The following is a 25,764-nucleotide window of genomic DNA, read 5'->3' as shown; positions in this document are numbered from 1 at the left end:
AATATGATTATAGTAGTTTTGGAGGTTTTAGTATGGGTGAACGTATAGAAATGCCCCGTTATGTAAAAATAGCAGTAGATGTTGCGCTAAGAATATATAAGGGATATTTAGAAGAAGGAGAAAAATTAAGAGGACGATCGATCTTAGCAGGTGAGTACAATGTTTCACCCGAAACTATAAGAAAAGCCATGAAGTTGCTTGAAGATAAAGGGGTAGTTGAAGTAAACAAAGGTAGTGGAATAATAATTAAATCTACAAAAGAGGCTTATGGATTTGTGGAAAGCTTTAAAGAAAAGGAAAGCATAGGATCTTTAAGAAATAGTATAAAGAAATTACTTCAGGATAGGAATGACTTAGAAAAGCAAATACAAGAAGTAAATGAAAAAATTATTGATTATTCTTATAGATTTAAAAATACAGATTTAATAGAGCCTATTGAAATTGAAGTGCCGAATTCATCTAGTATATTGGGTAAGACTATTGGGGAAAGTGAATTTTGGCACAATACTGGAGGTACAATAATAGGAGTTAAAAGAGAAGATCAAATTTTAATATCGCCAGGACCCTATTTGGAATTTAAACAGGGAGATAAAATTATAGTAGTCGGGGATACAGGAGCTGTGGAAAGAGTAAAAAGATTTTTGGGAATAAAATAAGAAAAGTGTGAAGTAATTTTCTAGTTGATAATTGAGAGTTGGAAGTGGAGAGTGAAGGGAGTTTTTGTTACATAAAAACTTAAAAATAAAAAGGTCTAAATATAGAAATTATCTATATTTAGACCTTTTTATTTTTAAAATTCTAGTTTTGTATTAGCAAAACATCCATCACTTTTAACTTTTAACTCTTAACTTTCAATTTTCAATTAGAATTATTTGTATGTTGTATTAGCACAAAATATACAACTTTATTATTAAAACAAGTTGTTTAGCGGGAGGAGAAGAATTATATTCTCAAGTGAAGAAGCCTACAGATTTATAAAAAGTTTTAAAGATAAATAAAGACTTATCTTTAAAAACTGCAATAAATTTACAATATGTTTGACAACAAACAACCTCCGTGTTAATATAAAGTTGTATGAAAAAAACAACTTTCACAAAAAAGCAAAGTTGTTTGTAAATAATTTTTATAAGTTATGTATAAACTAGCTTAATATAAATAATTGTTTTAAGGGGGAAGTATATGATAGAGCTAAAAAATGTTAAGAAATCCTTTAAGAATAGCCATGTTTTGAAGGGCATTGATTTGCAGATAAACAAAGGGGAATTAGTTGTGCTTATAGGTCCTAGTGGATGTGGAAAAACTACAACGTTAAAAATGCTAAATAAGCTGATAAAGCCTACATCAGGACAGATTATAATAAATGGTGAAGATATAAGCAAAAAAGATACTATTGAGCTTAGAAGAAATATAGGGTATGTAATACAGCAAACAGGATTATTTCCACATATGACTGTTGGTGACAATATAGGTTTGGTTCCGTACTTGAAGAACTGGGATGAAGATAAAATAAATAAAAGAACTTATGAGTTATTGGAAATGGTAGGAATGGAGTCTGAAAAATATATTGACAGATATCCTAGTGAACTCAGTGGAGGACAGCAGCAAAGAATCGGAGTTGCTAGAGCTTTTGCTACAGATCCAGAGGTTATATTAATGGATGAACCTTTTAGTGCACTTGATCCAATAACAAGAAATGCACTTCAAGATGAATTATTTAACTTACAACAGAAATTAAAAAAGACAATAGTTTTTGTTACACATGATATGGATGAAGCCTTAAAACTAGGTGATAGGATTTGCATAATGAAAGATGGTGTAATTCTCCAATATGATACTCCAGAAGAAATTCTTAAAAATCCTGGTCATGGATTTGTTGAAGAATTTATAGGTAAAAACAGAATTTGGAATCAACCAGAATTTATTAAAGCAGAAGATATAGTAATTGAAGAACCAGTAAAAACATTAGGAACAAGGACTGCGCTTCAGGCTGCGGAAATAATGAATGAAAGACATGTTGACAGCATTATAGTTGTTGATGAACATAATAAACTTAAAGGGATAGCTACTTTAAAAGATATAAGAAAAAATAGAGAGAAAAAGTTAACTTTAAATGACTTGATGGAAAAAAAAGTTATTGTAGTTAATAAGGATGACTCTATTGTAGATGTATTAAAAGTGATGAATGAAAAGCATGTTGGATATATTCCAGTAGTAGATAATGATGATAAATTAATAGGGCTTATTACCAGAAGTAGTCTTATAAATGTACTCAGTGGACAGTTTTTAGATGAAGAGGAGGTCGGCCTATAATGAAAGAATTTTTTCCATATTTAGCTAATAGAAGTGATCAAGTAATAGAATTGTTGTTACAGCATTTAGGACTTACTATAGCTGCTGTTATAGTTGCCATATTAGTAGGAGTGCCTCTTGGAATATTAATAACAAGGAAAAAGAATTTGGCTGGTCCAATAATAGGTATAGCTAATGTAATACAAGCAGTTCCAAGTCTTGCTCTTTTGGGATTTTTGATTCCTGTTCTTGGAATAGGTAGTACGCCTGCTATAGTTATGGTATTTTTGTATTCACTACTCCCAATAGTAAAGAATACATATACTGGGCTTAAAAATATAAATCCTGATATGATTGAAGCATCAAAAGGAATGGGACTTACGGGAGCACAAACTTTAAAAATGGTGCAATTACCTTTAGCTCTTCCCGTTATTATGGCTGGTATAAGAATTGCAGCAGTTACAGCTGTTGGTCTTATGACAATAGCGGCTTTTATAGGGGCGGGTGGTCTTGGATATCTAGTATTTACAGGAGTTCAGAGAGTAGATAATTATATGATTTTAGCAGGTGCAATACCTGCGTGTATACTTGCTCTTGTAATGGACTTTATAATTGGAAAGATTGAGGATGCAGTTGTTCCAGAAGGTATAAAATTAGATAGCAATAAAGCTAGAAAACAAAAAAAGAGAAGAAGTATAAGAAATAACAAACAGAAAAACAAAGTACTAGTGACTACTGCGGTTTTAGTAGTTGTTATTATAGCAGGTGTCGTAGGAAGTAGAATGTATGGTAAGAAAGATACTATTGTAATAGGATCTAAAAATTTTAGTGAACAGCTTATTTTAGGTAATATGCTTGCTGATCTAGTAGAAAAAGATACTGATTTAAAGGTTGAAAGAAAATTGAATTTAGGTGGTTCGAGTGTAGTATGGGAAGCGGTGAAATCTGGAGATGTTGATGCTTATGTAGAATATACTGGAACTGGACTGGTAAGCATAATGCAAAGAGAGCCTATAACTGATGCAGATAAAACTTATAATATAGTTAAGGAATATTTTGACAAAGAGTATAATGTAGAATGGTTAGCCCCTTTAGGATTTAATAATACCTATGTATTAGCAGTAAGGAAGGATACAGCTGAAAAGTATAATCTTAAAACTACATCAGACCTTGCAAAGGTAAGTGATAAATTGATTTTAGGATGTACTATGGAATTTTCAGATAGAGATGATGGATATAAAGGATTGAAAAAAATATATAATACTAATTTCAAAAGCTTAAAGCCAGTAGATGGTGGATTAAGATATACAGCTGTAAATAATAAAGAATCTGATGTTATTGATGCTTTCTCAACAGATGGATTATTAAAAGCTTTCGATTTAAAGACATTAGAAGATGATAAGAACTTCTTCCCTCCGTATTATGCAGTACCAATGGTTAGAAAGGATACACTTGAAAAGTATCCAGAATTAAAGGAGATTTTAAATAAATTAGCAGGAAAGATAAATGAAGAAACTATGAGAGAACTTAACTATAAAGTTGATAAGTTAGGTGAAGAACCTAGAAAGGTTGCTAATGAGTTTTTAAAAGAAAAAGGTTTAATTAAATAAAGGTGATAGGATTAGTTTTCTAATCCTGTCACCTTCTATTTTAAATTTTTTATTAGCAGCAGAACCAATCAAAAAGTGATCCACAGCCGCAACTAGATCCACAGCTAGGGGCACATCCGCCACTAGGACCACAGCCACCGCCATAACCATAATTTTTACAGCAACAGCAGCAATCACAATCCTTCTTATGATGTTTATGCTTCTTCTTACAACAGCAGTCATCACAGCAACAGCAGTCTTTGCATCCACAACTACAGCAGTCTTTGCATCCACAACTACAGCAGCCACATTTATTGCAGTTACAACCACAACCACAGCTTCCACTACCGTATCCATAGCCGCATCCTCTACCATAACCGCGACCACATCCACATTTAGCTAAGATTAGAAGTAGTAATATTAAACCTCTTCCCATTTAGAAATCACCTCCTGCCATATAGGATGATGTAGCTTGTCTATTTTGAAATATCGTGGAGTTACTATATTATATTAATTAATGTGCAAAAGTGTTAATAATATTTGAAATTTTACAAATATTATATTGACATAATGAGAAAAAGTGATATAATTTAACACAATAACTAAAAACATATAAATTTGGGGGAATAACAAATGAGAAATCTTATTGGAAAGGGAATAGCAGAACAATTTTATTTTTACTTTAGCTTGGGCTTTTATTTTAGCGCTAGCTTTTTGTTCTGTGAAAAAACAATAATTCCTATTTCTAATGAGTGTTTTATTCTAAACTAGGGTATAGATATAAGTTTATATAAATCTAAACATATAACTATAAAAGATTTTAAAAGAAGACTCATTAACGGGTCTTCTTTTCTTATAAAAAATTATATAGGGAGGCTATTTTTATGATTATTGTAATGAATCCAGGTGCATCAAAGGAAAGTGTTGAAAAATTGAGAGCAAAATTAAGTGAAAAAGGGGTAACAGTAAATTTATGGCAAGGAGATAAATATTGTGTACTTGGTTTATTGGGGGATACAAGTGCAATCAATCCAAATCAAATCGAAGCTGATATAGAGGTAGATAAAGTATTACATGTACAAGAACCTTACAAAAAGGCAAATAGACTTTTCCATCCAGAGGATACTATAGTAAATGTTAGAGATCAAATTATTGGTGGTACTAAGCTTGCTGTAATGGCAGGACCTTGTTCAGTAGAAAGTGAAGAACAGCTTATAGGAATTGCAAAAAGAATTAAAGAATCTGGGGCTGGATTCTTAAGAGGTGGAGCATATAAGCCAAGAACTTCACCATACAGCTTCCAAGGAATGGGAGAAAGAGGGTTAGAAATATTAAAAGCAGCAAGAGAAGAAACTGGATTACCTATAGTTACTGAAATAATGTCACCAAGTTTAGTAGAAAAATTTGTTGAGGATGTTGATGTAATTCAAATAGGTGCAAGAAATATGCAGAATTTTGATTTACTAAAAGAGGTTGGTAAGACAAAGACACCTATTCTTTTAAAAAGAGGGTTATCAGCTACTGTAGAGGAATTCCTAATGTCAGCTGAATATATAATGTCAGAGGGTAATGAAAATGTAATTCTTTGTGAAAGAGGAATAAGAACTTTTGAAACATATACAAGAAATACACTGGATTTAAGTATTGTGCCTGTAATAAAAAAATTAAGCCACTTACCTATAATAATAGATCCAAGTCATGCTGGAGGAATGTGGTGGCTTGTAGAACCATTAGCTAAGGCGTCAATTGCAGTTGGAGCGGATGGTTTAATGATAGAGGTACACAATGACCCTGCCAATGCAAAAAGTGATGGAGCACAATCTTTAAAACCAGAAAAATTTGATGCATTAATGAATTCATTAAGAGGTATTGCAAAAGCTGTGGATAAAGAAATCTAATGGAGGGGTAATTGTGGAAAAATTAGATTTAAATGTAACGGTTGTTGGCTTAGGACTCATAGGTGGGTCTTATGCCATGGCCATTAGAGAACTGAATCCTAAAAAGCTTTATGCAGTTGATATAGATGAAGAATCTATTCATGATGCTGAAAAAAATGGGATAATAGATAAAGGATATGTAAAGGCAGATATTCCATTAAAAGAATCAGATTTGGTAATAATATGTTTGTATCCTAAATTGGTTAAAGATTTTATAAAGGATAATATTAAACATTTCAAGAGTGGAGCAGTTATTACGGATGTTACTGGAATAAAAAGTGAATTTGTAAAAGAAGTAAACCATATTTTAAGAGAAGATTTAGACTTTATTTTTGGACATCCAATGGCAGGACGTGAGCAGAAAGGGTTGAAATTTGCTTCTAAAGAAGTATTTAAAGGAGCTAATTATATAATAACCTCTACAGAAAGAAATAAAGAAGAAAATATAAAATTTCTGGAGGAGCTTATAAGAAAAATTGGTTTTAAAAATGTAGTTACAATTACTCCTGAAAAACATGATGAAATTATAGGTTTTACAAGCCAACTTCCACATGTTATAGCAGTATCCTTGGTTAATAGTGATGAGTTAGGGATAGATACAGGATTATATACGGGAGACAGCTATAGAGAACTTACAAGAATTGCACAGATTAATTCTCAATTATGGACTGAGCTTTTTATGGGAAACAAGGATAATCTGATTAAAGAAATAGAAATATTTGAAAAAAATATAGCAATGGTTAAAAATGCTATAATAAATGATGAAAAATCTCTGCTTACAGAGCTTTTGGAGAAAGCAAGTAAAAAGAGAAAGGAGATGTCCTAGTTGAAAGAACTCAGTATAAATCTTGCTGAAAAAAGTTATCCTATATATATTAAAAAAGGACTAATGTGTTCTATGGGAGAAGAAATAAAAAAGATATCCACAAGTAAAAAAATAGCAATAGTAACGGATGAAAATGTTGATAAGTTTTACGGTGAAGGGTTAAAAAAGAATTTAGAAGAAAATGATTTTACAGTATGCAAAATTGTATTAAAACCAGGTGAAAAAAGTAAATCTATTCAGGTATTATTAGAAGTTTATGATAGATTATTGGATTTTGGAATTACAAGAGGAGATTTAATAATTGCTCTTGGTGGAGGAGTCATAGGAGATTTAACTGGTTTTGCTGCTGCTACGTTACTTAGAGGTATACCGTTTGTTCAAATTCCGACTTCTCTTTTAGCTCAAATAGATAGCAGTATAGGGGGCAAGGTAGCTGTAGATTTGCCAAGAGGGAAAAATTTAGCAGGAAATTTTTATCATCCAGAAGCTGTATTCATAGATCCTGATGTGTTAAGAACTTTGGATAAAAGATTCTTATACGATGGGATGGCAGAGGTAATAAAATATGCATGTATAAGGGATAAAGGCTTATTTGACAATTTAATGAAATATAATGGGCAAGAGGATTTGTTTTCTAATATGGAATACATAATTTATACATGCTGCAGTATAAAGAAAGAGATAGTAGAAAAGGATGAAAAGGATACTGGGGATAGAATGCTTTTGAATTTTGGGCATACTATAGGCCATGCAATAGAGAAATATTTTGATTTTGAGAAATATACTCATGGAGAGGCTGTGGCTTTAGGAATGTACGCTATAACTGTAAAAAGTGAAGAAATGGGTATAACTGAAAGTGGAACTTATGAAAATATAAAGGAAGTTATTAAAAAATATAATTTGGAATATGAAATAGAACTTAATGAGAAAGAAAAAATATTAGAAGCTGTAGCCTTAGACAAGAAAAATAAAGGCGAATTTATGAATATTATACTTCTTACCCATATAGGAGAAGGATTTATTCACAAAATGAAAAGGGAAGAAATGCAGAAATTTATATAAGGAGATGATAGGGTGAAGGACGTTATAATTTATCCTGGGGCACTAAAGGGATCTGTTAAGATTCCTCCTTCAAAGAGTTTAGCACATAGAGCGGTTATTTGTGCTGGATTGGCAGAAGGGAAAAGTATCATAGATAATATTATATTTTCTGATGATATTACGGCTACCACTAAATCTATGGAAGCTTTAGGAGTAGAAGTAAAAAAAGAAGAAGGAAGAGAAAGTAACGATAGAGTGAAGTTAAGTGTAAAAGGGAATAAAGAGTTATCTCTTATAAATAATATTGTAGACTGTATTGAGTCTGGATCAACTTTGAGATTTTTAATCCCAGTAGCACTACTTGCCAAAGGTGAAGTTACTTTTAATGGAAAAGGAAAGTTAGTATCTCGTCCTTTAGATGTATATTATGAAATTTTTGAAAAGCAAAATATACATTATGAAACTAACAATGGAGATCTTCCATTAAAAGTAGAAGGTGAATTAAAGCCTGGTGAGTTTAGTGTAAAAGGGGATATAAGTTCTCAGTTTATAACAGGACTTATGTTTACACTTCCACTTTTAGAAGGAGATTCTAAGATAATAATTACAACAGAGTTAGAATCTAAAGGATATGTAGATTTAACTATAGATACATTAAATAAATTTGGGATAAAAATAGAAAATAGAGACTATAAAGAATTTTATATTAAAGGAAATCAAAAATATAACAGTAGAGATTATAGAGTTGAAGGCGATTTTTCACAAGTTGCTTTCTGGCTTGTAGCAGGTACACTTGGAGAAAACATAAAGTGTGAAGATATGAACAGTGCCTCTCTTCAAGGAGACAAAGTTATTGTGGATATATTAAAGGAAATGGGTGCCAGTATATCTGTAAAAGAGGATTATATAGAAGCTGAAACATCTAAAACTAAAGGAATAGTTATTGATGCTTCAGAATGTCCAGACCTTGTTCCGGTACTTACTGTTATGGCAGCTTTAAGTGAAGGTACAACAGAGATAATTAATGCTAAGAGACTTCGTATAAAAGAAAGTGATAGATTGAAGGCTATTGCTTCTGAGCTTAATAAAATAGGTGGAGAGGTTGAAGAATTAGAGGATGGACTAATAATCAAAGGCAAGAAAAGCTTAAAGGGTGGAAAAGTTGATAGCTGGAATGACCATAGAATAGCTATGGCTATGGCAGTTGCCTCTATAAAATGTGAAGAACCTCTTATAATAACTAATAGCAATGCAGTGAAGAAATCTTATCCTGATTTCTGGAGAGATTTTAAAGAGCTAGGAGGAAAAATAGATGAGTGGAGTATGGGGGAATAAAGTAAAATTCTCTATTTTTGGTGAATCTCATGGAAATGCTATAGGAATAACTATTGATGGACTTGAGTCAGGAATAGAGCTGGATATGGAAGAGATAAACAGAGAGATGAGAAGACGTGCACCAGGCAGAAATAAAATATCTACTCCAAGAAATGAAAAGGATGAATTTGAAATTTTAAGTGGATATTTTAATAATAGAACTACTGGTACCCCACTATGTGCAATCATTAGAAATAGTAATCAGCATTCTAAGGATTACGAAAAGATAAAAAATATCATGAGACCAGCTCATGCTGATTATACAGGAAATATTAGATATAAAGGGTTTAATGATTATAGAGGTGGAGGACACTTTTCAGGAAGAATTACCGCACCTATAGTATTTGCAGGAGCAATAGCAAAGCAAATTTTAAGACTAAAAGGTGTTGTAATTGGAAGTCATATAAAGAGTATTGGAGAAATAGAGGAAGACTATTTTGACAGTATAAATATAAAAGAAGAATTGCTGAAAGACCTTTCACATAAGGAATTTGCTGTAATAAATGATGAAACAGGAGAAAGAATGCAGGAGGAAATACTGAAAGCTAAAGAAGAGAAAGATTCTTTAGGCGGAATAGTTGAATGCGCAGTATTAAATCTTCCTTCAGGAATAGGTTCACCATTTTTTTATTCTATAGAAAGTGTTTTATCCCATATTCTTTTTTCAATTCCTGCTGTAAAGGGAGTAGAGTTTGGAGCTGGATTTAATATTTCAAAAATGAAGGGTTCAGATGCAAACGATGAGATTTATATAGAAGAGGGAAAAATAAAGACTTACACAAACAATAATGGCGGCATATTAGGTGGAATTTCAAATTCAATGCCTTTAATATTTAGAGCAGCTTTTAAACCAACTCCATCTATAGGAAGGCCTCAAAAAACTGTGAATATAGAAACAAAAGAAAATACTACAGTAGAGATAGAAGGAAGACATGATCCTTGTATTGTTCAAAGAGCTGTACCAGTTGTAGAGGCAGTAGCCGCTATGGGAATATTAGATTTAGTTTATATACAGAATATATAAGTAGTCTCCAGTTACCAATCCCCAGTAATAACCTTCTGAAAAAAATTTAGTTGGTGATTGGGGATTAGGGATTGGAGATTGTAAAAAAGTATCAAAAGGGGGGCAAGAATTTGGCGGGGTTAGAAAAATTAAGAGAAGAAATTAACAGTATAGATGAAGAAATGACAAGACTGTTTGAAAAAAGAATGAAGACAGTATTAAAAATAGCAGAATACAAAAAGGAAAATAACATACCTGTATTAAACCAAAATAGAGAAGAAGAGGTTATAAGAAAAAATATAAGCTGCTTGCAAAATAAACTTTTTCAAGGAGCATTGAAAGAATTTTTTACAAATCTTATGAGTATTAGCAGAAAGTTTCAATCGAAAGAACTGTTTAATAACAATATTTCTATGGAAGATAAAAAAGAATTGAATATTTCAATATGTTCCCCTAAAAAAGAGAAAATAAAGATAGGTTTTCAAGGCGTTAAAGGGTCTTTTAGTGAGCAGGCACTTTTAGAGTATTTTGGTGAAGATATACCTACATATAATGTGGATAACTTTGAAAATGTCTTTGAAGTTTTAAGTAAAGGTGAAATAGATTATGGAGTTCTTCCAATTGAAAATTCATCTACTGGAGGAATAGCAGAAGTATATGACCTCTTAAGAAAATACGGATTTTTTATAGTTGGAGAAAGAATTCTGAAAGTTGACCACAACTTATTGGGAATAAAGGGTACTAAAATAGAGGATTTACAGGAAGTTTATTCTCATTCTCAAGCCTTCGGACAGAGTAGTGAATTTTTGAAAAATTATCCTGATTGGAAATGTATACCTTACAAAAATACGGCTACTAGTGCAGAATTTATAAAAAAAGAAAACAGTAAACATAAAGGTGCTATAGGAAGTAAAAAGGCGGCTCAGGTTTATGATTTGGAAATAATCAAATCTAATATAAATCATAATAAAGATAACTACACTAGATTTATAATAATAGGCAAAAATTTAGAATTAGAAGATGACTACAATAAAATTAGCATTTTATGTTCACTGCCTCATAAAGCAGGTTCTTTGTATAATATTTTAAGCGTTTTTGCAGAAAATAATTTAAGTATGCTAAAGATAGAATCACGACCTATTGTAGGCAGACCATGGGAGTATTTTTTCTATATAGATTTTGAAGGCAATTTAAACAATGAAAATGTAAAGAATACAATTAAAGCAATTGAAAATAATAGCTTTGATTTTAAATTGCTCGGTAATTATAAATGTCATAATAATGGTTAGTTTTTGAGAAAGAGGTGAATAATTTGAGGAGCTTGTATGGGCTTTTAGGAGAAAAATTAACTCACAGCTTTTCTCCACAGATACATTCTGAAATATTTGAAGAGACAAAAATAGATGGATATTACCATCTTTTTTCAGTAGAAAAAAGTGATTTGAAAGATGCAGTAGCTGGATTTAAAGCATTAAAGATTAAAGGAGTAAATGTTACTATACCTTATAAGGTTGAAGTAATGAAGCATTTAGACAGAATTTCAGAAGAAGCAGAAAAGATAGGAGCAGTAAACACTATATGTTTTAAAGATGGAAAAATTATAGGATATAATACTGACTATTATGGTTTTGGTATGATGCTGGATAAGTTTAATGTAAATATAAATGATAAAAAAGCAGTAATTTTAGGTACTGGTGGAGCAGCTAGGGCGGTACTTCAATACCTTGTGGATAACAATATAAAGAAAGTTATTATTGTAAGTAGAAATAAAGAAGAGGGAAGAGAAAAATTTCAGAATTTTAATGTAGCCTCCTATGAAGAACTTAAATCTATTGAGGATATGGACATTGTTATTAACACTACTCCTTGCGGTATGTATCCTAATACAGAATATTCTCCAATAGATAAGGATGTAATTTCAAAATTTCATACAGCTATTGATTTAATATATAATCCAAAGGAAACCTTATTTTTAAAATATGCAAAGGAAGAAGGATTAAAAGCAATAAACGGTTTATGTATGCTTGTTGGTCAAGCAGTAAAAGCTGAAGAATTGTGGAATAATTTTAAAATAAACAGTAAAACTGTGGATAAAGTTTACACAAACATAGACATATTAAGTGACCAGTAACCAGTAACTAGTAACCATCAACTGGTTACTGGTTACTTGTAGATGTGTAATTTAGGAATAATGAGGTGGAAAATATGGGGAATATAGATAAAAATATAGTTTTGATAGGAATGCCAGGCTGTGGAAAAAGTACTATAGGAAAAGAATTGGCTGACAAATTAGATATTAAATTTTGTGATTTAGATGAGTATATAGTTGAAAATACGGGGAAAAGTATTCCTGAGATTTTTAAATGTGGAGAAGATCATTTTAGAAAAATTGAGAGTAAAGCAGCAGCAGAAGTAAGTAGAGTATGCCCTCAAATTATAGCTACTGGCGGCGGTGTGGTTAAAAATTCTGAAAATATACACATATTAAAGAAAAATGGAATTATAATTTTTATCAACAGACCAATTGAAAAAATATTCACAGATGTGGATATTTTGAGTCGCCCATTGTTGATAAGTGGAAAAGAAAAAATATATAAGTTATATGAAGAACGATATCCTTTATATAAAAAATATTGTGATTATGAAATAATAAATGATGGAAATGTAAATGAAGCCAAGGATAAGATTATAACATATTTAAAAGAAATTTAGAATAGAAAAATTAAATTCGGAAGTAAGAGGTGAAATACTTGAAGATATTAATAATAAATGGCCCAAATCTTAATATGCTGGGGATAAGAGAGAAACATATATATGGAGGTATGGCATATGATGATATATGCAAATATTTAAAAGAAAAGGGTAAGGAATTAAAACAAGAAGTAGATGTTGTTCAAAGCAATATAGAGGGAGAAATAATAAATTACATACAAGAGGCTTATAATAAATATGATGGTATAATAATAAATCCGGCAGCTTATACTCACTATAGCATAGCAATATATGATGCTTTAATGTCTGTAAAAGTTCCTACGGTTGAAGTACATATAAGCAATATTCATGCAAGAGAAGAATACAGACATAAATCTGTTACAGCACCAGCTTGTATTGGTCAGATTTGTGGGTTTGGAATTTATGGTTATGTAATGGCAATGCAGGGATTGATTAATATGAGAAAAGAGAATAAGATTTAATAGAAGAAGCTAGTAGATTTTATACTAGCTTTTTACTTAGTTTGTATATATTTTTGCCAAGGTATTTAAAGCATTTTTTCTATAAGTTTCCACTTCATCTGTTAATTTATAATTATATTTCTTTAAAATATCTAAATAATTTTTTGTAATTTCAACTAAATCACCTTTAAGAGATTTGTTAGAAGATACAGTTCTATAACTTTCTAGGATATCATTTGATAGTTTATTGTTAATATAATCAAAACTAGGAGAATTATTTGTTCCATATAAATATGTTGCTGCATAAAAAAGATAGTGCTGCTTTATATCTTCGAATTTATGTGAAAAAGGATATTTTTTTAGAAAATTTTCGCTTTTTAAAGCTCTTTGAAAAATTTCATCCCAACTGATAATAATAGCTGCATCAGAGGTTGAGGGGTGAGCAGAGTCTAATGATTTTATATTTATGTATTCTTTAATATCATATGTAATATAATTATTATATTTTTTTAGATATTCATAATTTTGTATAGGATAGTATTGTCCTTCACTACTTATAATTTTATAACCACACTGAATGATTTCTGATAAATATTTTTTCAACTCATAATCTTTTACATTGTCTAAACCTTTCATAGTATCTAAAATATCAATGTTGTTTTTATATGCAAAAGCTTTGGATATTTTTGTTTGGATATTCCCTTCAAAAAAACTGTTGATTCGTTTTTCATAATTTTTATTTTGAACTTCTTCTATCCCTAATACCAGCTTTGATGCATTATCACTAGAAATATTTTTAATATTATGGTCAACGAATTTAATAATTTCTTGTTCAGAGATATCTTTAGTATTAATTAATTTGTTGAATTCATTCATTATTTGTTCCTGTTCCAGGGAAGAGTTTATTTTATTATTTGAAGTTTCAGAAGATTTATTAGAAATTATATTTGAATCATGCTGTATTTTAGCGGCATTTTTATGGAGAGTTTGACTGCTGCTACAACCTGTAAGAAGTATTACTAGACATACTCCCATAAAGAGTTTATGCTTCATGTTTTATACCTCCATGTATAAGTATAATTATATTATAATTATACAAAAAAATGATAATAATAGTTTACAGAAGTGTTACAGCTAGAAAATAAAAAAAGAATAGATTTTTCTCAAAAAGAGAATGCTATTCTTTTAATATAAACTATTTTATTGATTAGTAGAGTATATTTTAAAATGTTTCATTATCTTAACTATTCAGATTGTATTAAGGACTTTATCATATTTTCAATAACTTCTATTCTGGCTATAACTTCTGGATAGTCCATGTAATTTTCACCATATTGATAGTTCATACTTTCTTTAAATTCTTTTAATTCTTCTTTAAGTAAAGCTACTTTTATTTCCGTATTATTACTCATTTTATTTCTCCTTTTAATTTACAAAAAATGGAATTTAGGATTTGCAGAATGTAACTAAACTTACTTTCTGCTTTGTATTTTAAAGTTTTTATTTATAATATATACATTTTCAGATAAATTTATCCCCTCATTAACAATTATAATACTTTCTCTAAATTAATCACGAGAAAATTTTTGTATTTATGGTTAGTTTTATTATTGAGTCTTATAACTGGTTATATTAATTTTGAATACTGGATTATATCATAATATTATATCACAAGTTTAAATTATTTTTAATCTTTAGAAAGTTTTTTATTTCCAATTTGTAATCTTTTTGTTTTTATATTGTAACTATTTTAAATATGAAGGTGGATATACTTAGAAGTATCAAAGATATTAAAACAATAAAAGAAAGGAATGTAACAAAATGAAAAAAGTAATGTGTATGGGACTTATTGGTATTTTGGCATTTGGAAATGCATCCTATGTATTAGCACAAGAAAATCCTACCGCAGTTCAAGTTAAAGCTGAGAAGCAAACTAAAGAGGTTAAAACTTCTGTGAATGTTAAAACTAAAGAAGTTAAATATAAAAATGAAGCAATAGACGTAAATATAAAAATTCCAGTAGTAGAGGGAATGAAGGATAAAGCTATTCAAAAGAAGATAAATGATATGTTAGAAGAAGATATATCAGAGTTCAAAGAAGAATTGGAAAAAACTGCAAACAAAGATTTCAAAGACTTTAAAGAACAAGGTTGGAAGATGAACCCTTATGTTATTCAGGTAGATTATAAAGTTAATAGTAATAAAGATAACGTATTAAGCATTTCAGTTACTTATTATCAATATACAGGTGGAGCTCATGGTAATACAGTACAAAAAAATTCCAATATAGATTTAGATACAGGAAATGAAGCGACATTAAAGGATTTTTTCTATGAAGGAGAAAACTATAAGGAAGTAATAAGTAAAGAAATAAAGAAGCAGATTGAAGCACAAAAAGATAAATATTTTGATGAAGCTTTTAATGTAGTAAGTTCAATTTCAAATAAACAGCCTTTCTACGTTAAAGATGGAAATATTATTGTGTGTTATGGACATTATGAAATTGCACCATATGTAGCCGGTATCCAAGAATTTAAAATTCCTTTTTCTTCTTTTAAAAAAGGTGTAAAGAAAGATATTGATGTAAAATATGCACAAGTAAAGGTTGGATCAAAAACAATAAGAAAAAACGATGAGGTATTTATATCAGATTTAAGAATTCCAGTAATAAGAAGACTTGAAGATACAAGATTGCAGAGCAAATTAAATAGTGATTTTGAAAAAGATACAATGAGTTTTAATACTGAAATAGAGAAGAAAGCTAGACAATGGGGAAAGGAAGCAAAGAAACAAGGCGAGGAAATACATCCTTATGATGCGGCAGCAGATTTTAAGGTGAATTATAATGATAATAATTTATTGAGCATTTCAGTTGATTATTATGAATATACAGGTGGTGCTCATGGAAATTATGAAAAGAAAACTAAGAATATAGATCTTAAGACAGGAAAAGAACTAGCTTTGAAAGATTTATTCAAAGATGGAGTAGAATACAAAGATGTAATAAATAAAGAGATTAAAATACAGATACAAGATGCTGCAAAGCAAATGAAAAAGGAAATGGAACAAGAAGGAGTAAAATATAAAGATGAGAATGCTCCGTATAAAGATTTTAACGGTATTTCCGATAAGCAGTCATTTTATATTGAAGATGGAAATATTATAGTATACTTTGGCGTGTATGAAATTGGATCTTATGTAGATGGAATTTCTGAATTCAGAATCCCAATATCTCAAGTCAAAGGTAATATAAAAACAGAGTTTTTAGGATTTTAAAATTAAAAGAACCAAGCCAAATATGAACTGCCCCCTGTCTACTTAACAGGGGCAGTTCAATATGGCTTGGTTCTTTTAGCTTTGGAAAGGATAGTTTTCAAGAGTTCTAAAAGTATACCCTAGAGATTTAAAATATTCAATAACCTGTGGAAGAGCATCAGCAGTTGTTTGTTTTGTGCCTAAGTCATGCATTAATACAACTACATGTTTTTTATTTTTTTCAGAACACCTATTCATTTCTTCCTTTAAGTTTGATAAAAGCTTGTCTACAGGAACGTGATTAGCTCGGGCATCTCCAGTTTCTACGTGCCAGTCTATATACTTATATTTCTTATCTTTTGCAAGTTCTCTGTAAGCAGCACGTTTTTTATAAAAGCCTCCACCTGGAAAACGGATAATGTTATTAGTTTTATTTCCTAAGATTGACTGTAATACATCATTACATTTTTCTACATCTTTTATAAAGTTAGAAGGACTTGAGTATAGATATTCATAGTTATGTGAATAAGTATGATTGCAGACAGCATGTCCACTAGCATTTTCTTCTTTTACTAGATCAGGATATGTTTTAGCACTTTTTCCGATTATGAAAAAAGATGCTTTTACATTATACTCATCTAGAATTTCTAATATTTGAGGAGTAACTTTTTTACTTGGACCATCATCAAAAGTTAAATAAACCTCTTTATCTCCAGTGAGCTTAATTTCAGATGATGTAGAATCATTAGTAGTATTTTCAGCTTTTTTATCAGCCATAGTTTTAGAAATATTATTGATATTTGTATTAATATTTTTGTTTTTAAAATTGTCTGATGCTTGTACTAATTCATTACTAAAGTATTTGATGCCAACCAAAAAACCTGATGAAAATAATAAAATACAAAATACTAGCAGTGAAATAAATTTTTTTTTATATCGTCTGCCAGAAATACGTTGTTGTCTTGAAGATTTCAATATTATCCCAACTTTCTAAAAAATTATAATTTATTATATTAGTTTATATTTTATTATAACTTTATAATGAAAAGGTAACGAAATAGTAAAATTTATGTAAAAAACTAATCCCTAGTCAAAGTATAAATAAGGTGAATTTTCACAATGACTAGGGATTAATTAGATATTGTTTTGATTGTAAGGTGTTATTTTATTCTGGTTATAGTTTTAATAGATTCTTATACAGCATTATTTTTTAATCAAATATTCAAGAGTAGAGCCAATGTCTCCATAAAATTCTTTAATGTCATAACCTTGCTGAATTAAGTAATCTGTAACATTATTTAGTCCCTTTTCAATAGCAATATAATGCAATTTTATCACCTCTGCTCTTAGTATTTGTATATAATGAGAAGTATATTCCATATATGAAAAAAAATAATGAGTTTTGTGAATAATAAATAAATATTTGGCAAAAATATAAATGAAAAGGATGTAAATGCACTGCTGTGTTAACACATATTGTTTTTAAAAAAATACATTAAAATTTAAATATTTAAAAACAGTGTATTCATTGACAAAATACAATATATGTGATACCATTAGTTCATTACATTAGAAATTGGTTTTTAGGAGGATTTTTTAAATGAAAATTGGAACAGTTAAATGGTTTAATGCAGAAAAAGGATTTGGATTTATATCTGTAGAAGGAGAAGACGACGTTTTCGTACATTTCTCAGCTATCCAAACAGAAGGATTCAAAACTTTAGAAGAAGGTCAAAAGGTTGAATTCGAAGTAACTGAAGGCGCTAGAGGACCTCAAGCTGCTAACGTTAATAGACTATAATTGACGTTCAATTAGTTATTTGTAATACAGATAGTATTTATTATTACAGATAATGTTTATAATATAGGTAATATTTGTGATACAGATAATTCGAAAGAGTGATATTCAAAAGAATATCACTCTTTCGTTTTTTATAATTTCTTTCTTTTATATAATGTATTTCTGATGGTATATGCTTTTATTATTATATAAAAATTTTGTTATTATTTACATAATGATGTAAAATACGTATTGGAGGCGATACTTATGAAAAAAGAATTTTATATTAAAAATAGAGAAAGATTAATGAATAAAGTTGAAGATAATTCAGTGGTAATTTTATTTGCAGGAAGAGCACCATACAAATCAGCAGATGAAACATATCAATTTACACCAAACAGGAATTTTTATTATCTGACAGGCATAGATAGAGAAAACTTTATACTTATGATTACTAAAAAAGATGGGAATATAGAAGAAACTTTGTTTATAGAAGAGTCAGACCCAGTAATGGCTAGATGGGTTGGAAAAAGAATGGAATCAGAGGAAGCACAAGAAATTTCAGGTATATCAGCTATTGATTATACTAAGAATTTTTATTCTTCTTTAGGAATGATTTTTTCAAGATTTAATTATGAAAAATTATATCTTGATCTTGAAAGACAAGATTGGACTCTTCCAATGACAGAAGCACAAAGTATGGCAAAAGAGGCTAGAAAAAAATATTCATATTTAAACATAAAAAATATTTATTATTACATAAGTAGGCTTAGAACAATAAAACAAGAAGATGAAATAGAAGAAATAAGAAAAGCAATTAGTATTACAAAACGTGGAATAGAAAAAATGATGGAGAATGCAAAACCTAATATGATGGAATATGAGATTGAAGCATATTTCGATTATATTCTCACATCAGAAGGTGTAACAGATAAAGCTTTTAAAACAATAGCTGCTGCTGGAAAAAACGGTACGGTACTTCACTATTCTCAAAATAATAGTAAATGTGGTGAAAATGATTTAATTTTATTTGATTTGGGAGCTCAAAAAAATTATTACAATGCAGATATTAGCAGAACTTTCCCTGTATCAGGTAAATTTACAGAGAGACAAAAACAGGTTTACAATGTAGTATTAAAGACAAATGAAGAAATTATAAAGGCTGTAAAACCAGGTATGCCTTTTACTGAGCTTAATGAAATAGCAAAAAAAGTTTTAGCGGAAGGGTGTAAAGAACTAGGTATCATAAAGGAAGATAGTGAGCTTTCAAAATATTATTTCCATAGTATAAGTCATTATTTAGGACTTGATACTCATGATGTTGGAGATAGAAGTGAGATTCTTAAACCAGGTATGATTCTTACAAATGAACCTGGACTATATATTCCAGAAGAGGAAATTGGAATTAGAATTGAAGATGATCTTTTGGTAACAGAAGATGGATGTGAGAATCTTTCTAAGGATATAATCAAAACTGTTGAAGAAATTGAAGCATTTATGAATATAAAGTGACACTTAATTCAGATGGAGTATTAGAAGTGTTAGTTATAGGATAAAATGAAAATAAGGAGTTAAGGCCATTGGGTTTCAGCTCCTTATTTTTGTGGAAAAAGAATAAATGAATTTTATAGTGGTAAATTATTCATTGCGTAAATAGTCATAATGAAGATGCTTTTAATAATCACTATTTATTCGATGAAAAGTGATATTTATTGACAAAAATGCAAGATTTCATTATAATAATTGCATAGTTTATTATGGTAAAGTGGAGAAATGCTAAAAGTAATTTTAGATTTTTACCAAAGAAGGCCTTTGAATAGGCATTGAATAATTAAGAGATGGGAGAAGAGAATAATTGGTTAAAGTTGATTTTGTAATTATTTCGATGTTTGTAATTTATTTACTTGCAATGATGGGGATAGGACTAGTATTTTATTTTAAAACTAAGAACCTATCTGATTATGTTCTTGGAGGTAGACAGCTAGGTGGATGGGTAACTTCATTAAGTGCTCAAGCTTCAGACATGAGCGGATGGCTTCTTATGGGACTGCCGGGAGCAGCGTATCTTACTGGTATGGATTCAATATGGATTGCTATAGGACTTGCAGTAGGAACTTATTTAAATTGGAAGGTAATAGCTAAACGTTTGAGGATTTATACTCAAACGGCTGGAGATTCCCTTACACTACCAGATTATTTTGAGAATAGATTTAAGGATAGCTCAAAGACTTTAAGAATAATTTCTGCAGTTTTTATTTTAATATTCTTTTTATTCTATACTTCATCTGGATTCGTGGCAGGAGGAAAATTATTTAGTACAGTTTTTGGAATATCATATATAAAGGCATTAACTATAGGAGCAATTGTAATTGTGCTATATACTTTTCTTGGAGGATTTATGGCTGTGTGCTGGACAGATTTCTTTCAAGGGATAATGATGTTTGCAGCTGTTGTAGCAGTTCCTATAATAGGTATAAAAACTTTGGGCGGAGTTAATGAAACTGTAAATATTATTAAGGGTATAAATCCTAATCTTTTAAATCCTTTTATAGATTTAAAAGGAACGTCATTACCGCTAATAGGTGTTATTTCTTCTTTAGCTTGGGGAATAGGATATTTTGGACAACCACACATATTAGTTAGATTTATGGCTATAAAATCAGCTAAGGAAGTAAAAAAGGCTAGAACAATTGCAATGGTTTGGGTTGCTTTCTCTTTAGCAGCAGCTGTAATCATTGGATTAGTAGGGCTTGCATATATTAAAACACCATTAGTAGGAAATGACAGTGAAAAAATATTTTTAATTATGGTAGGGAAAATGTTCAATCCTGTAATAGGAGGATTTTTGATGGCAGCAGTGTTGGCAGCAGTAATGAGTACGGCAGATTCACAGCTTCTTGTTACAGCATCATCCATTACAGAGGATTTTTATAAGGTGTTATTCAGAAAAAATGCTAGTGAAAAAGAGTTAGTATGGGTAAGTCGTTTGGCTGTTGCCGTTGTAGCTATAATAGCATATTATTTGGCACTAGATGAGAACAGCTCAGTATTAAATATTGTAGCTTATGCTTGGGCTGGATTTGGAGCTACTTTTGGACCTACGATTATTTTGTCATTATTCTGGAAGAGAATGACTAGAAGTGGTGCTTTAGCAGGTATGATTTCTGGGGGAATAACAGTTATAATATGGAAAGGATTATCAGGTGGCATTTTTGATTTATATGAAATAGTACCGGGATTCATAATTTCCATAATTGCAATAGTTGTTGTCAGCGTATTAAGTAAAGAGCCTAGTGATGAAATTAAAGAAGAGTTTGAAGAAGTGTATTTAAAAAATAAAGAATAGAAAAGAAGAGAAGAGTCTGGATGTTCAGGCTCTTCTTTTGTGTATATAGAAGGAAAATGTAAAATTTTATATTAGTGTTTACAAATGGAAAAAATTAAAAATATAGTTGCATTGACAACTAATATAGCATATAATGTTAAGAGTTATTAGTTGCATCCACAACTAATATGAAGAATATAAAATGGAAGAGGCGATAAAGTGAAGTGCGACAATAAGTCAATAGGAAAATATATATCAATTTTATATAGATATCAGCAGTGCTTTATGGGAAAAGAGCTGAAAAAATATGGTTTAGGAACGGGTCAATATATTTTTTTGCTTATACTATTTAAAAAAGATGGAATAAGCCAAGATGAACTCAGTAAAAGTGCATATATTGATAAAGGTACTACAGCAAGAGCTATAGCAAAATTAGAAAACGAAGGATATGTTTTAAGGAAAAAGGATGAAGAGGACAAAAGAACAAATAGGATTTATTTGACTGAAAAAGCTTTGGAGTTTAAGCCTGTACTTTTTAAAATTTTGAGAAAATGGCTAGATGTATTATCAGCAGATTTAAATAAAGAAGAAGAAGAAGTGGCAATAGAACTGTTGGAGAAGATGGGGGAAAGTGCAGCAAAATATATGAAAGAAAATAATTAATTAAGGAGAGATTATATGAAAGATAGAAAAAGCTGATAAAGTTGCAGGTAATTCATTTTTAGTCGCTATTATAATAGGAGCTTGTATCACTGTATTAGGGTTAAAGTTTATTTCACCAATACTAAGTTTCTTTGGAGCTACACCAGAAATTTTACCTTATGCAAAAGACTATATTTATGTGATTTTTATAGGAACTATATTTTATATGTTTGCAGTTTCTTCTAACAATTTAATTAGAGCAGAAGGAAATGCTAAAGTAGCAATGTTTTCAATGATGATAGGTACAGGATTAAATATTCCTTTAGACTATGTGTGCATATTTGTTTTAAATATGGGAATAAAAGGAGCAGCAATTGCAACTGTAATTTCTCAATTCCCATCATTTATTTTTGTTTTCTCATATTTATATAGTGGAAAAAGTGCTTTGAAAATAAAGCTTCATCACTTAAAGCCTGATATAAATATATTAAAAGAAATTTTTGCAGTAGGGTCATCTGCTTTTGCAAGGCAAATAGCAGGAAGTGTTGTCGGTGTTGTATTAAATAATTCTTTAAAAATATATGGAACTAATTTGGATATATCTATTTTAGGAACAGTTAATAAGATAACTATGTTCTTATATATGCCTTTATTTGGAATAGTACAGGGAATGCAACCAATAGTTGGATTTAACTATGGTGCTAAAAAAATGGATAGAGTTAAAGAGACAGTAAAGCTGTCACTTATTGGTACTACGTTTATGGCTGTTTGTGGATTTTTATTCTCTCAAATATTTGCCACACAGATAATGGGCGTTTTTAGCACCAATACTAAGTTTGTACAAAATGGTGCCGCTATAATGAAAGTTGTTGTTTTAATGGTACCAGTCATAGGAATTCAAATAGTAGGAGCTACTTTGTTTCAATCAATAGGTAAGGCTATACCATCGCTAATATTGTCATTACTTAGACAGGTGCTGCTATTCATTCCTTTGGTAATTATATTACCAAAGTATATAGGTATTTCAGGTATATGGAAGTCATTCCCTATAGCTGATGTAGGATCTACAATTTTTACAGCTTTGTTGATGATTAATGAAATGAAAAAAATAACCTCTGAACAAGAAAAACTAGAGCTGGAATATGATGAGATGTAAGAAAATTAAATATTAATTTTATAGTTACCCTCTTGTAGTAAAGAAATTACAATATTAAAATTATACTATAAGGGGGAAATTTTATGATTAAAGAGACATTTAGTTTTAAAGACAAAGACGGACTTGAGATTTTTGTTTATAAATGGAGCCCAGAGAAAAATAAAAAAGCTAAGGCTGTACTTCAAATAGCTCATGGTATGGCAGAAACGGCGGCGAGGTATGAAAATCTAGCTGAGCAGCTTACAAAGGAAGGATATATCATATATGCCAATGATCACAGAGGACATGGAAAAACTGCCAAGGAAGTAGATAAACTTGGAGAGTTAGGCGAAAATGGATTTGAAGTTATGGTAGATAATATGCACCAGTTAACTGAAATTATTGAAAAGGAAAATTCTAAGCTTCCAATTTTTCTATTAGGTCACAGCATGGGTTCTTTTTTGACTCAAAGATATATTTGTCTTTATGGAAAAGAATTAGAGGGAGCAATACTATCTGGAACTAATGGAAGCATAGGTATTATGGCTGATATTGGAAGGATAATTGCAAAGAGAGAAATAAAGAGGATAGGAAGAAGTGAAAAAAGCGAAAGGATGGATAAGTTATCCTTTGGAGGATACAATAAAGCCTTTAAACCTAATAGAACAAAATTTGATTGGCTAAGTAGAGATGAAAAAGAGGTAGACAAATATATAGAAGATCCCTTTTGTGGAACTGTGTTTACAGCAGGATTTTTTTATGATTTACTAGGGGGATTAAAATTAATTGCAAATAAAAATGAAATAAGTAGAGTACCAAAGACTTTACCAATATATATTTTTTCAGGTGATAAAGATCCAGTAGGCAAAAATGGCAGAGGTGTATTAAGACTTGTTAAGGCATATAAAAAGGTAGGAATTAAAGATTTAACATATAAGCTTTATACAGAGGGAAGACATGAAATGTTAAATGAAATGAATAGAGATGAGGTAATAAAGGATTTATTACTTTGGCTTGAAGATCATCTGCAAAAATAAAAATTTCAAGTATTAAAATAAACTGATGGGATATATAAAAATATATTTACCTATAATTTGGAGGTGTAATGAACTAATGGAAAGCAAAGTTTATTTTATGAATTTGCGAGCTAGAAGTCCAAAGGAAAATAAAATAACTAAGTTGAAAAAGTTATTTCAAGCAGCTGGATTTGGAGATTTTATAGAGAAGAATGATTTAACTGCCATAAAGCTTCATTTTGGAGAGGTAGGTAGTGATGGCTATATAAATCCTGTTTTTGTAAGACAAATTGTAGATAAAGTAAAAGAAAAAGGGGCTAAGCCTTTTTTAACGGATACAAATACTTTATATTCAGGTAGTAGAAAAAATGCAGTAGATCACATGGAAACAGCAATATTACATGGATTTGATTATGCTGTAGTGGGAGCTCCTATTATAATTGCAGATGGACTTTTACAAGAAAATGCAGTAGATGTTGAAATAGATAAAAAGCACTTCAAAACTGCTACTATTGCAGGAACTATTGCAGAAGCAGATAATATGATAGTTCTTTCTCACTTTAAAGGACACGAAATGGCTGGGTTTGGTGGAGCAATTAAGAATTTAGCTATGGGATGTGCACCCGCAAAAGGGAAGAAAGATCAACATTCTACTAGACCAGAAGTTAATGAAGATAAATGTATAGGTTGTGGAAACTGTGTAAAAGTTTGTCCAGAAGGTGCAATCACTATGGAAAATAAAAAGTCTATTATAGATAAAAATAAATGTATAGGTTGTGGAGAATGTATGACAGTTTGCCCTACAAGAGCTATACGACTTAATTGGGATACAGAAATCAAAGAATTTACTGAAAAAATGACAGAATATGCTTATGCAGCCGTTGCTGATAAAAAAGATAAAGTTGGTTATATTAATTTTGTAATTAATGTTACTCCAGACTGTGACTGTGTTCCATGGAGTGATGCACCTATAGTACCTGATATAGGAATATTGGCGTCAACTGACCCTGTAGCTTTAGATAAAGCCTGTTTAGATTTAGTAAATATAACAGCGGGAAATACAAATTCTTTCTTCCATGAACATGCGCATGATTGTAAATGTGGAGAAGATAAATTCAAATCTATGAGAAAAAATACTTATGGAGAGATACAAATAAGTTATGGGGAAGAAATTGGACTGGGAAGCAGTAAATATGAATTAATTGAAATATAGTGGTGAATACATGAAATTTAACTAATGGTCCTTCTAAATTGTGTAATTCATTCAAAATTACCAAAGATCAAAATAAAGAAGATTTGTGTGGAGATAACTTATATATAGTAGAAGGAATGAAAGAAGAATTTAGTATGTGAATAAAGTAAAATGATAAAGCCCCCAG

25 protein-coding genes and 1 pseudogene are annotated in these 25,764 nt (G+C 30.2%); 21 read left to right on the top strand and 5 right to left on the bottom strand.

From position 1 onward, the window contains the following. Positions 1-32 precede the first annotated feature (32 nt). From OIO11_RS10205 to OIO11_RS10195, 3 genes are all read left to right on the top strand, one after another. Positions 33-656 carry a TrkA C-terminal domain-containing protein gene (locus tag OIO11_RS10205; RefSeq protein ID WP_268071352.1) on the top strand — a complete coding sequence of 208 codons (624 nt, stop codon included), beginning with the start codon at positions 33-35 and terminating at the stop codon, positions 654-656. 523 nt (positions 657-1,179) lie between these two features. Next, complete coding sequence (locus OIO11_RS10200; RefSeq protein WP_268071351.1) at positions 1,180-2,310, top strand: betaine/proline/choline family ABC transporter ATP-binding protein; 1,131 nt, start codon at positions 1,180-1,182, stop codon at positions 2,308-2,310. Beyond that, on the top strand, positions 2,310-3,899 hold the full coding sequence (locus OIO11_RS10195; protein ID WP_268071350.1) for an ABC transporter permease/substrate-binding protein: 1,590 nt from the start codon (positions 2,310-2,312) through the stop codon (positions 3,897-3,899). The genes OIO11_RS10200 and OIO11_RS10195 overlap by 1 nt, the downstream gene beginning before the upstream one ends. Here OIO11_RS10195 and OIO11_RS10190 read toward each other — a convergent pair. Continuing rightward, positions 3,888-4,253: a hypothetical protein gene (locus OIO11_RS10190; protein ID WP_268071349.1), complete on the bottom strand. Its 366-nt coding sequence runs from the start codon at positions 4,251-4,253 to the stop codon at positions 3,888-3,890. The genes OIO11_RS10195 and OIO11_RS10190 overlap by 12 nt on opposite strands. A gap of 509 nt (positions 4,254-4,762) precedes the next feature. Between OIO11_RS10190 and aroF the strand changes: the two genes are divergently transcribed. The 9 genes from aroF to aroQ all read left to right on the top strand — a co-directional run bounded on the left by aroF (position 4,763) and on the right by aroQ (position 13,253). Further along, complete coding sequence (gene aroF / locus OIO11_RS10185) at positions 4,763-5,776, top strand: 3-deoxy-7-phosphoheptulonate synthase (protein WP_268071348.1); 1,014 nt, start codon at positions 4,763-4,765, stop codon at positions 5,774-5,776. 13 nt (positions 5,777-5,789) lie between these two features. Further along, on the top strand, positions 5,790-6,641 hold the full coding sequence (locus tag OIO11_RS10180) for a prephenate dehydrogenase (protein WP_268071347.1): 852 nt from the start codon (positions 5,790-5,792) through the stop codon (positions 6,639-6,641). Then, positions 6,642-7,703 (top strand): 3-dehydroquinate synthase, encoded by a 1,062-nt coding sequence (aroB, locus tag OIO11_RS10175; protein WP_268071346.1) that lies wholly within the window; start codon positions 6,642-6,644, stop codon positions 7,701-7,703. A gap of 12 nt (positions 7,704-7,715) precedes the next feature. Further along, on the top strand, positions 7,716-9,017 hold the full coding sequence (gene aroA, locus OIO11_RS10170; RefSeq protein WP_268071345.1) for a 3-phosphoshikimate 1-carboxyvinyltransferase: 1,302 nt from the start codon (positions 7,716-7,718) through the stop codon (positions 9,015-9,017). Beyond that, the gene (aroC, locus tag OIO11_RS10165) at positions 8,995-10,080 is read left to right on the top strand and encodes a chorismate synthase (protein WP_268071344.1); all 1,086 of its coding nucleotides are present in this window, start codon (positions 8,995-8,997) and stop codon (positions 10,078-10,080) included. Before aroA ends, aroC begins: the two co-directional genes overlap by 23 nt. Before the next feature lie 110 nt (positions 10,081-10,190). Continuing rightward, positions 10,191-11,348, top strand: coding sequence for a prephenate dehydratase (pheA, locus tag OIO11_RS10160; RefSeq protein ID WP_268071343.1), 1,158 nt, complete (start codon positions 10,191-10,193; stop codon positions 11,346-11,348). A 23-nt stretch (positions 11,349-11,371) separates the two neighbouring features. Continuing rightward, positions 11,372-12,190, top strand: a complete 819-nt coding sequence (gene aroE, locus OIO11_RS10155; protein WP_268071341.1) for a shikimate dehydrogenase — start codon at positions 11,372-11,374, stop codon at positions 12,188-12,190. A 74-nt stretch (positions 12,191-12,264) separates the two neighbouring features. Beyond that, positions 12,265-12,771: a shikimate kinase gene (locus tag OIO11_RS10150; protein WP_268071340.1), complete on the top strand. Its 507-nt coding sequence runs from the start codon at positions 12,265-12,267 to the stop codon at positions 12,769-12,771. Between the two features lie 38 nt (positions 12,772-12,809). Next, positions 12,810-13,253 (top strand): type II 3-dehydroquinate dehydratase, encoded by a 444-nt coding sequence (gene aroQ / locus OIO11_RS10145; RefSeq protein ID WP_268071339.1) that lies wholly within the window; start codon positions 12,810-12,812, stop codon positions 13,251-13,253. Between the two features lie 36 nt (positions 13,254-13,289). Here the strand turns inward: aroQ and OIO11_RS10140 are convergent, their stop codons facing one another. Beyond that, complete coding sequence (locus tag OIO11_RS10140) at positions 13,290-14,285, bottom strand: hypothetical protein (protein ID WP_268071338.1); 996 nt, start codon at positions 14,283-14,285, stop codon at positions 13,290-13,292. A 191-nt stretch (positions 14,286-14,476) separates the two neighbouring features. Then, the gene (locus OIO11_RS10135) at positions 14,477-14,644 is read right to left on the bottom strand and encodes a hypothetical protein (RefSeq protein WP_268071337.1); all 168 of its coding nucleotides are present in this window, start codon (positions 14,642-14,644) and stop codon (positions 14,477-14,479) included. Positions 14,645-15,053: 409 nt separating this feature from the next. On the opposite strand from OIO11_RS10135, the gene OIO11_RS10130 reads away from it, so the two are divergent. Further along, entirely contained in the window at positions 15,054-16,508 is a 1,455-nt protein-coding gene (locus OIO11_RS10130; RefSeq protein WP_268071336.1) for a PdaC/SigV domain-containing protein, read from the top strand. A 75-nt stretch (positions 16,509-16,583) separates the two neighbouring features. Here the strand turns inward: OIO11_RS10130 and OIO11_RS10125 are convergent, their stop codons facing one another. Further along, positions 16,584-17,462: a polysaccharide deacetylase family protein gene (locus tag OIO11_RS10125; protein ID WP_268071335.1), complete on the bottom strand. Its 879-nt coding sequence runs from the start codon at positions 17,460-17,462 to the stop codon at positions 16,584-16,586. A 228-nt stretch (positions 17,463-17,690) separates the two neighbouring features. Further along, positions 17,691-17,825: a hypothetical protein gene (locus OIO11_RS10120; protein WP_268071334.1), complete on the bottom strand. Its 135-nt coding sequence runs from the start codon at positions 17,823-17,825 to the stop codon at positions 17,691-17,693. 262 nt (positions 17,826-18,087) lie between these two features. On the opposite strand from OIO11_RS10120, the gene OIO11_RS10115 reads away from it, so the two are divergent. From OIO11_RS10115 to OIO11_RS10080, 8 genes and pseudogenes are all read left to right on the top strand, one after another. Continuing rightward, a complete protein-coding gene (locus OIO11_RS10115) occupies positions 18,088-18,288 on the top strand; it encodes a cold-shock protein (RefSeq protein WP_268048451.1) in 201 nt (66 codons plus the stop codon). Positions 18,289-18,534: 246 nt separating this feature from the next. Then, positions 18,535-19,779, top strand: a complete 1,245-nt coding sequence (locus OIO11_RS10110) for an aminopeptidase P family protein (RefSeq protein ID WP_268071333.1) — start codon at positions 18,535-18,537, stop codon at positions 19,777-19,779. Positions 19,780-20,152: 373 nt separating this feature from the next. Further along, positions 20,153-21,613: a sodium/proline symporter PutP gene (putP, locus tag OIO11_RS10105; RefSeq protein WP_268071486.1), complete on the top strand. Its 1,461-nt coding sequence runs from the start codon at positions 20,153-20,155 to the stop codon at positions 21,611-21,613. A gap of 198 nt (positions 21,614-21,811) precedes the next feature. Then, positions 21,812-22,255: a MarR family winged helix-turn-helix transcriptional regulator gene (locus OIO11_RS10100; protein WP_268071332.1), complete on the top strand. Its 444-nt coding sequence runs from the start codon at positions 21,812-21,814 to the stop codon at positions 22,253-22,255. 22 nt (positions 22,256-22,277) lie between these two features. Beyond that, on the top strand, positions 22,278-23,390 hold the full coding sequence (locus OIO11_RS10095; RefSeq protein WP_268071485.1) for an MATE family efflux transporter: 1,113 nt from the start codon (positions 22,278-22,280) through the stop codon (positions 23,388-23,390). An 83-nt stretch (positions 23,391-23,473) separates the two neighbouring features. After that, on the top strand, positions 23,474-24,406 hold the full coding sequence (locus OIO11_RS10090; RefSeq protein ID WP_268071331.1) for an alpha/beta hydrolase: 933 nt from the start codon (positions 23,474-23,476) through the stop codon (positions 24,404-24,406). 76 nt (positions 24,407-24,482) lie between these two features. After that, positions 24,483-25,598, top strand: a complete 1,116-nt coding sequence (locus OIO11_RS10085; RefSeq protein ID WP_268071330.1) for a DUF362 domain-containing protein — start codon at positions 24,483-24,485, stop codon at positions 25,596-25,598. A gap of 26 nt (positions 25,599-25,624) precedes the next feature. Further along, positions 25,625-25,738 (top strand): annotated as a pseudogene (locus tag OIO11_RS10080) (DNA-3-methyladenine glycosylase); the annotation flags it as partial. Between the last annotated feature and the right edge of the window lie 26 nt (positions 25,739-25,764).

This window comes from Clostridium sp. ZS2-4 (assembly GCF_026719745.1).
Taxonomy (GTDB): domain Bacteria; phylum Bacillota; class Clostridia; order Clostridiales; family Clostridiaceae; genus Clostridium_H.
This window is presented reverse-complemented; position numbering and strand designations above follow the sequence as displayed.

Excerpts from the sequence above, each read along its gene's own strand:
- OIO11_RS10205 (WP_268071352.1), top strand. The coding sequence starts at position 33 with ATGGGTGAACGTATAGAAATGCCCCGTTATGTAAAAATAGCAGTAGAT.
- OIO11_RS10200 (WP_268071351.1), top strand. The coding sequence starts at position 1,180 with ATGATAGAGCTAAAAAATGTTAAGAAATCCTTTAAGAATAGCCATGTT.
- OIO11_RS10195 (WP_268071350.1), top strand. The coding sequence starts at position 2,310 with ATGAAAGAATTTTTTCCATATTTAGCTAATAGAAGTGATCAAGTAATA.
- OIO11_RS10190 (WP_268071349.1), bottom strand. The coding sequence starts at position 4,253 with ATGGTAGAGGATGCGGCTATGGATACGGTAGTGGAAGCTGTGGTTGTG.
- aroF (WP_268071348.1), top strand. The coding sequence starts at position 4,763 with ATGATTATTGTAATGAATCCAGGTGCATCAAAGGAAAGTGTTGAAAAA.
- aroC (WP_268071344.1), top strand. The coding sequence starts at position 8,995 with ATGAGTGGAGTATGGGGGAATAAAGTAAAATTCTCTATTTTTGGTGAA.
- OIO11_RS10150 (WP_268071340.1), top strand. The coding sequence starts at position 12,265 with ATGGGGAATATAGATAAAAATATAGTTTTGATAGGAATGCCAGGCTGT.
- OIO11_RS10140 (WP_268071338.1), bottom strand. The coding sequence starts at position 14,285 with ATGAAGCATAAACTCTTTATGGGAGTATGTCTAGTAATACTTCTTACA.
- OIO11_RS10135 (WP_268071337.1), bottom strand. The coding sequence starts at position 14,644 with ATGAGTAATAATACGGAAATAAAAGTAGCTTTACTTAAAGAAGAATTA.
- OIO11_RS10130 (WP_268071336.1), top strand. The coding sequence starts at position 15,054 with ATGAAAAAAGTAATGTGTATGGGACTTATTGGTATTTTGGCATTTGGA.
- OIO11_RS10115 (WP_268048451.1), top strand. The coding sequence starts at position 18,088 with ATGAAAATTGGAACAGTTAAATGGTTTAATGCAGAAAAAGGATTTGGA.
- OIO11_RS10110 (WP_268071333.1), top strand. The coding sequence starts at position 18,535 with ATGAAAAAAGAATTTTATATTAAAAATAGAGAAAGATTAATGAATAAA.
- putP (WP_268071486.1), top strand. The coding sequence starts at position 20,153 with ATGTTTGTAATTTATTTACTTGCAATGATGGGGATAGGACTAGTATTT.
- OIO11_RS10090 (WP_268071331.1), top strand. The coding sequence starts at position 23,474 with ATGATTAAAGAGACATTTAGTTTTAAAGACAAAGACGGACTTGAGATT.
- OIO11_RS10085 (WP_268071330.1), top strand. The coding sequence starts at position 24,483 with ATGGAAAGCAAAGTTTATTTTATGAATTTGCGAGCTAGAAGTCCAAAG.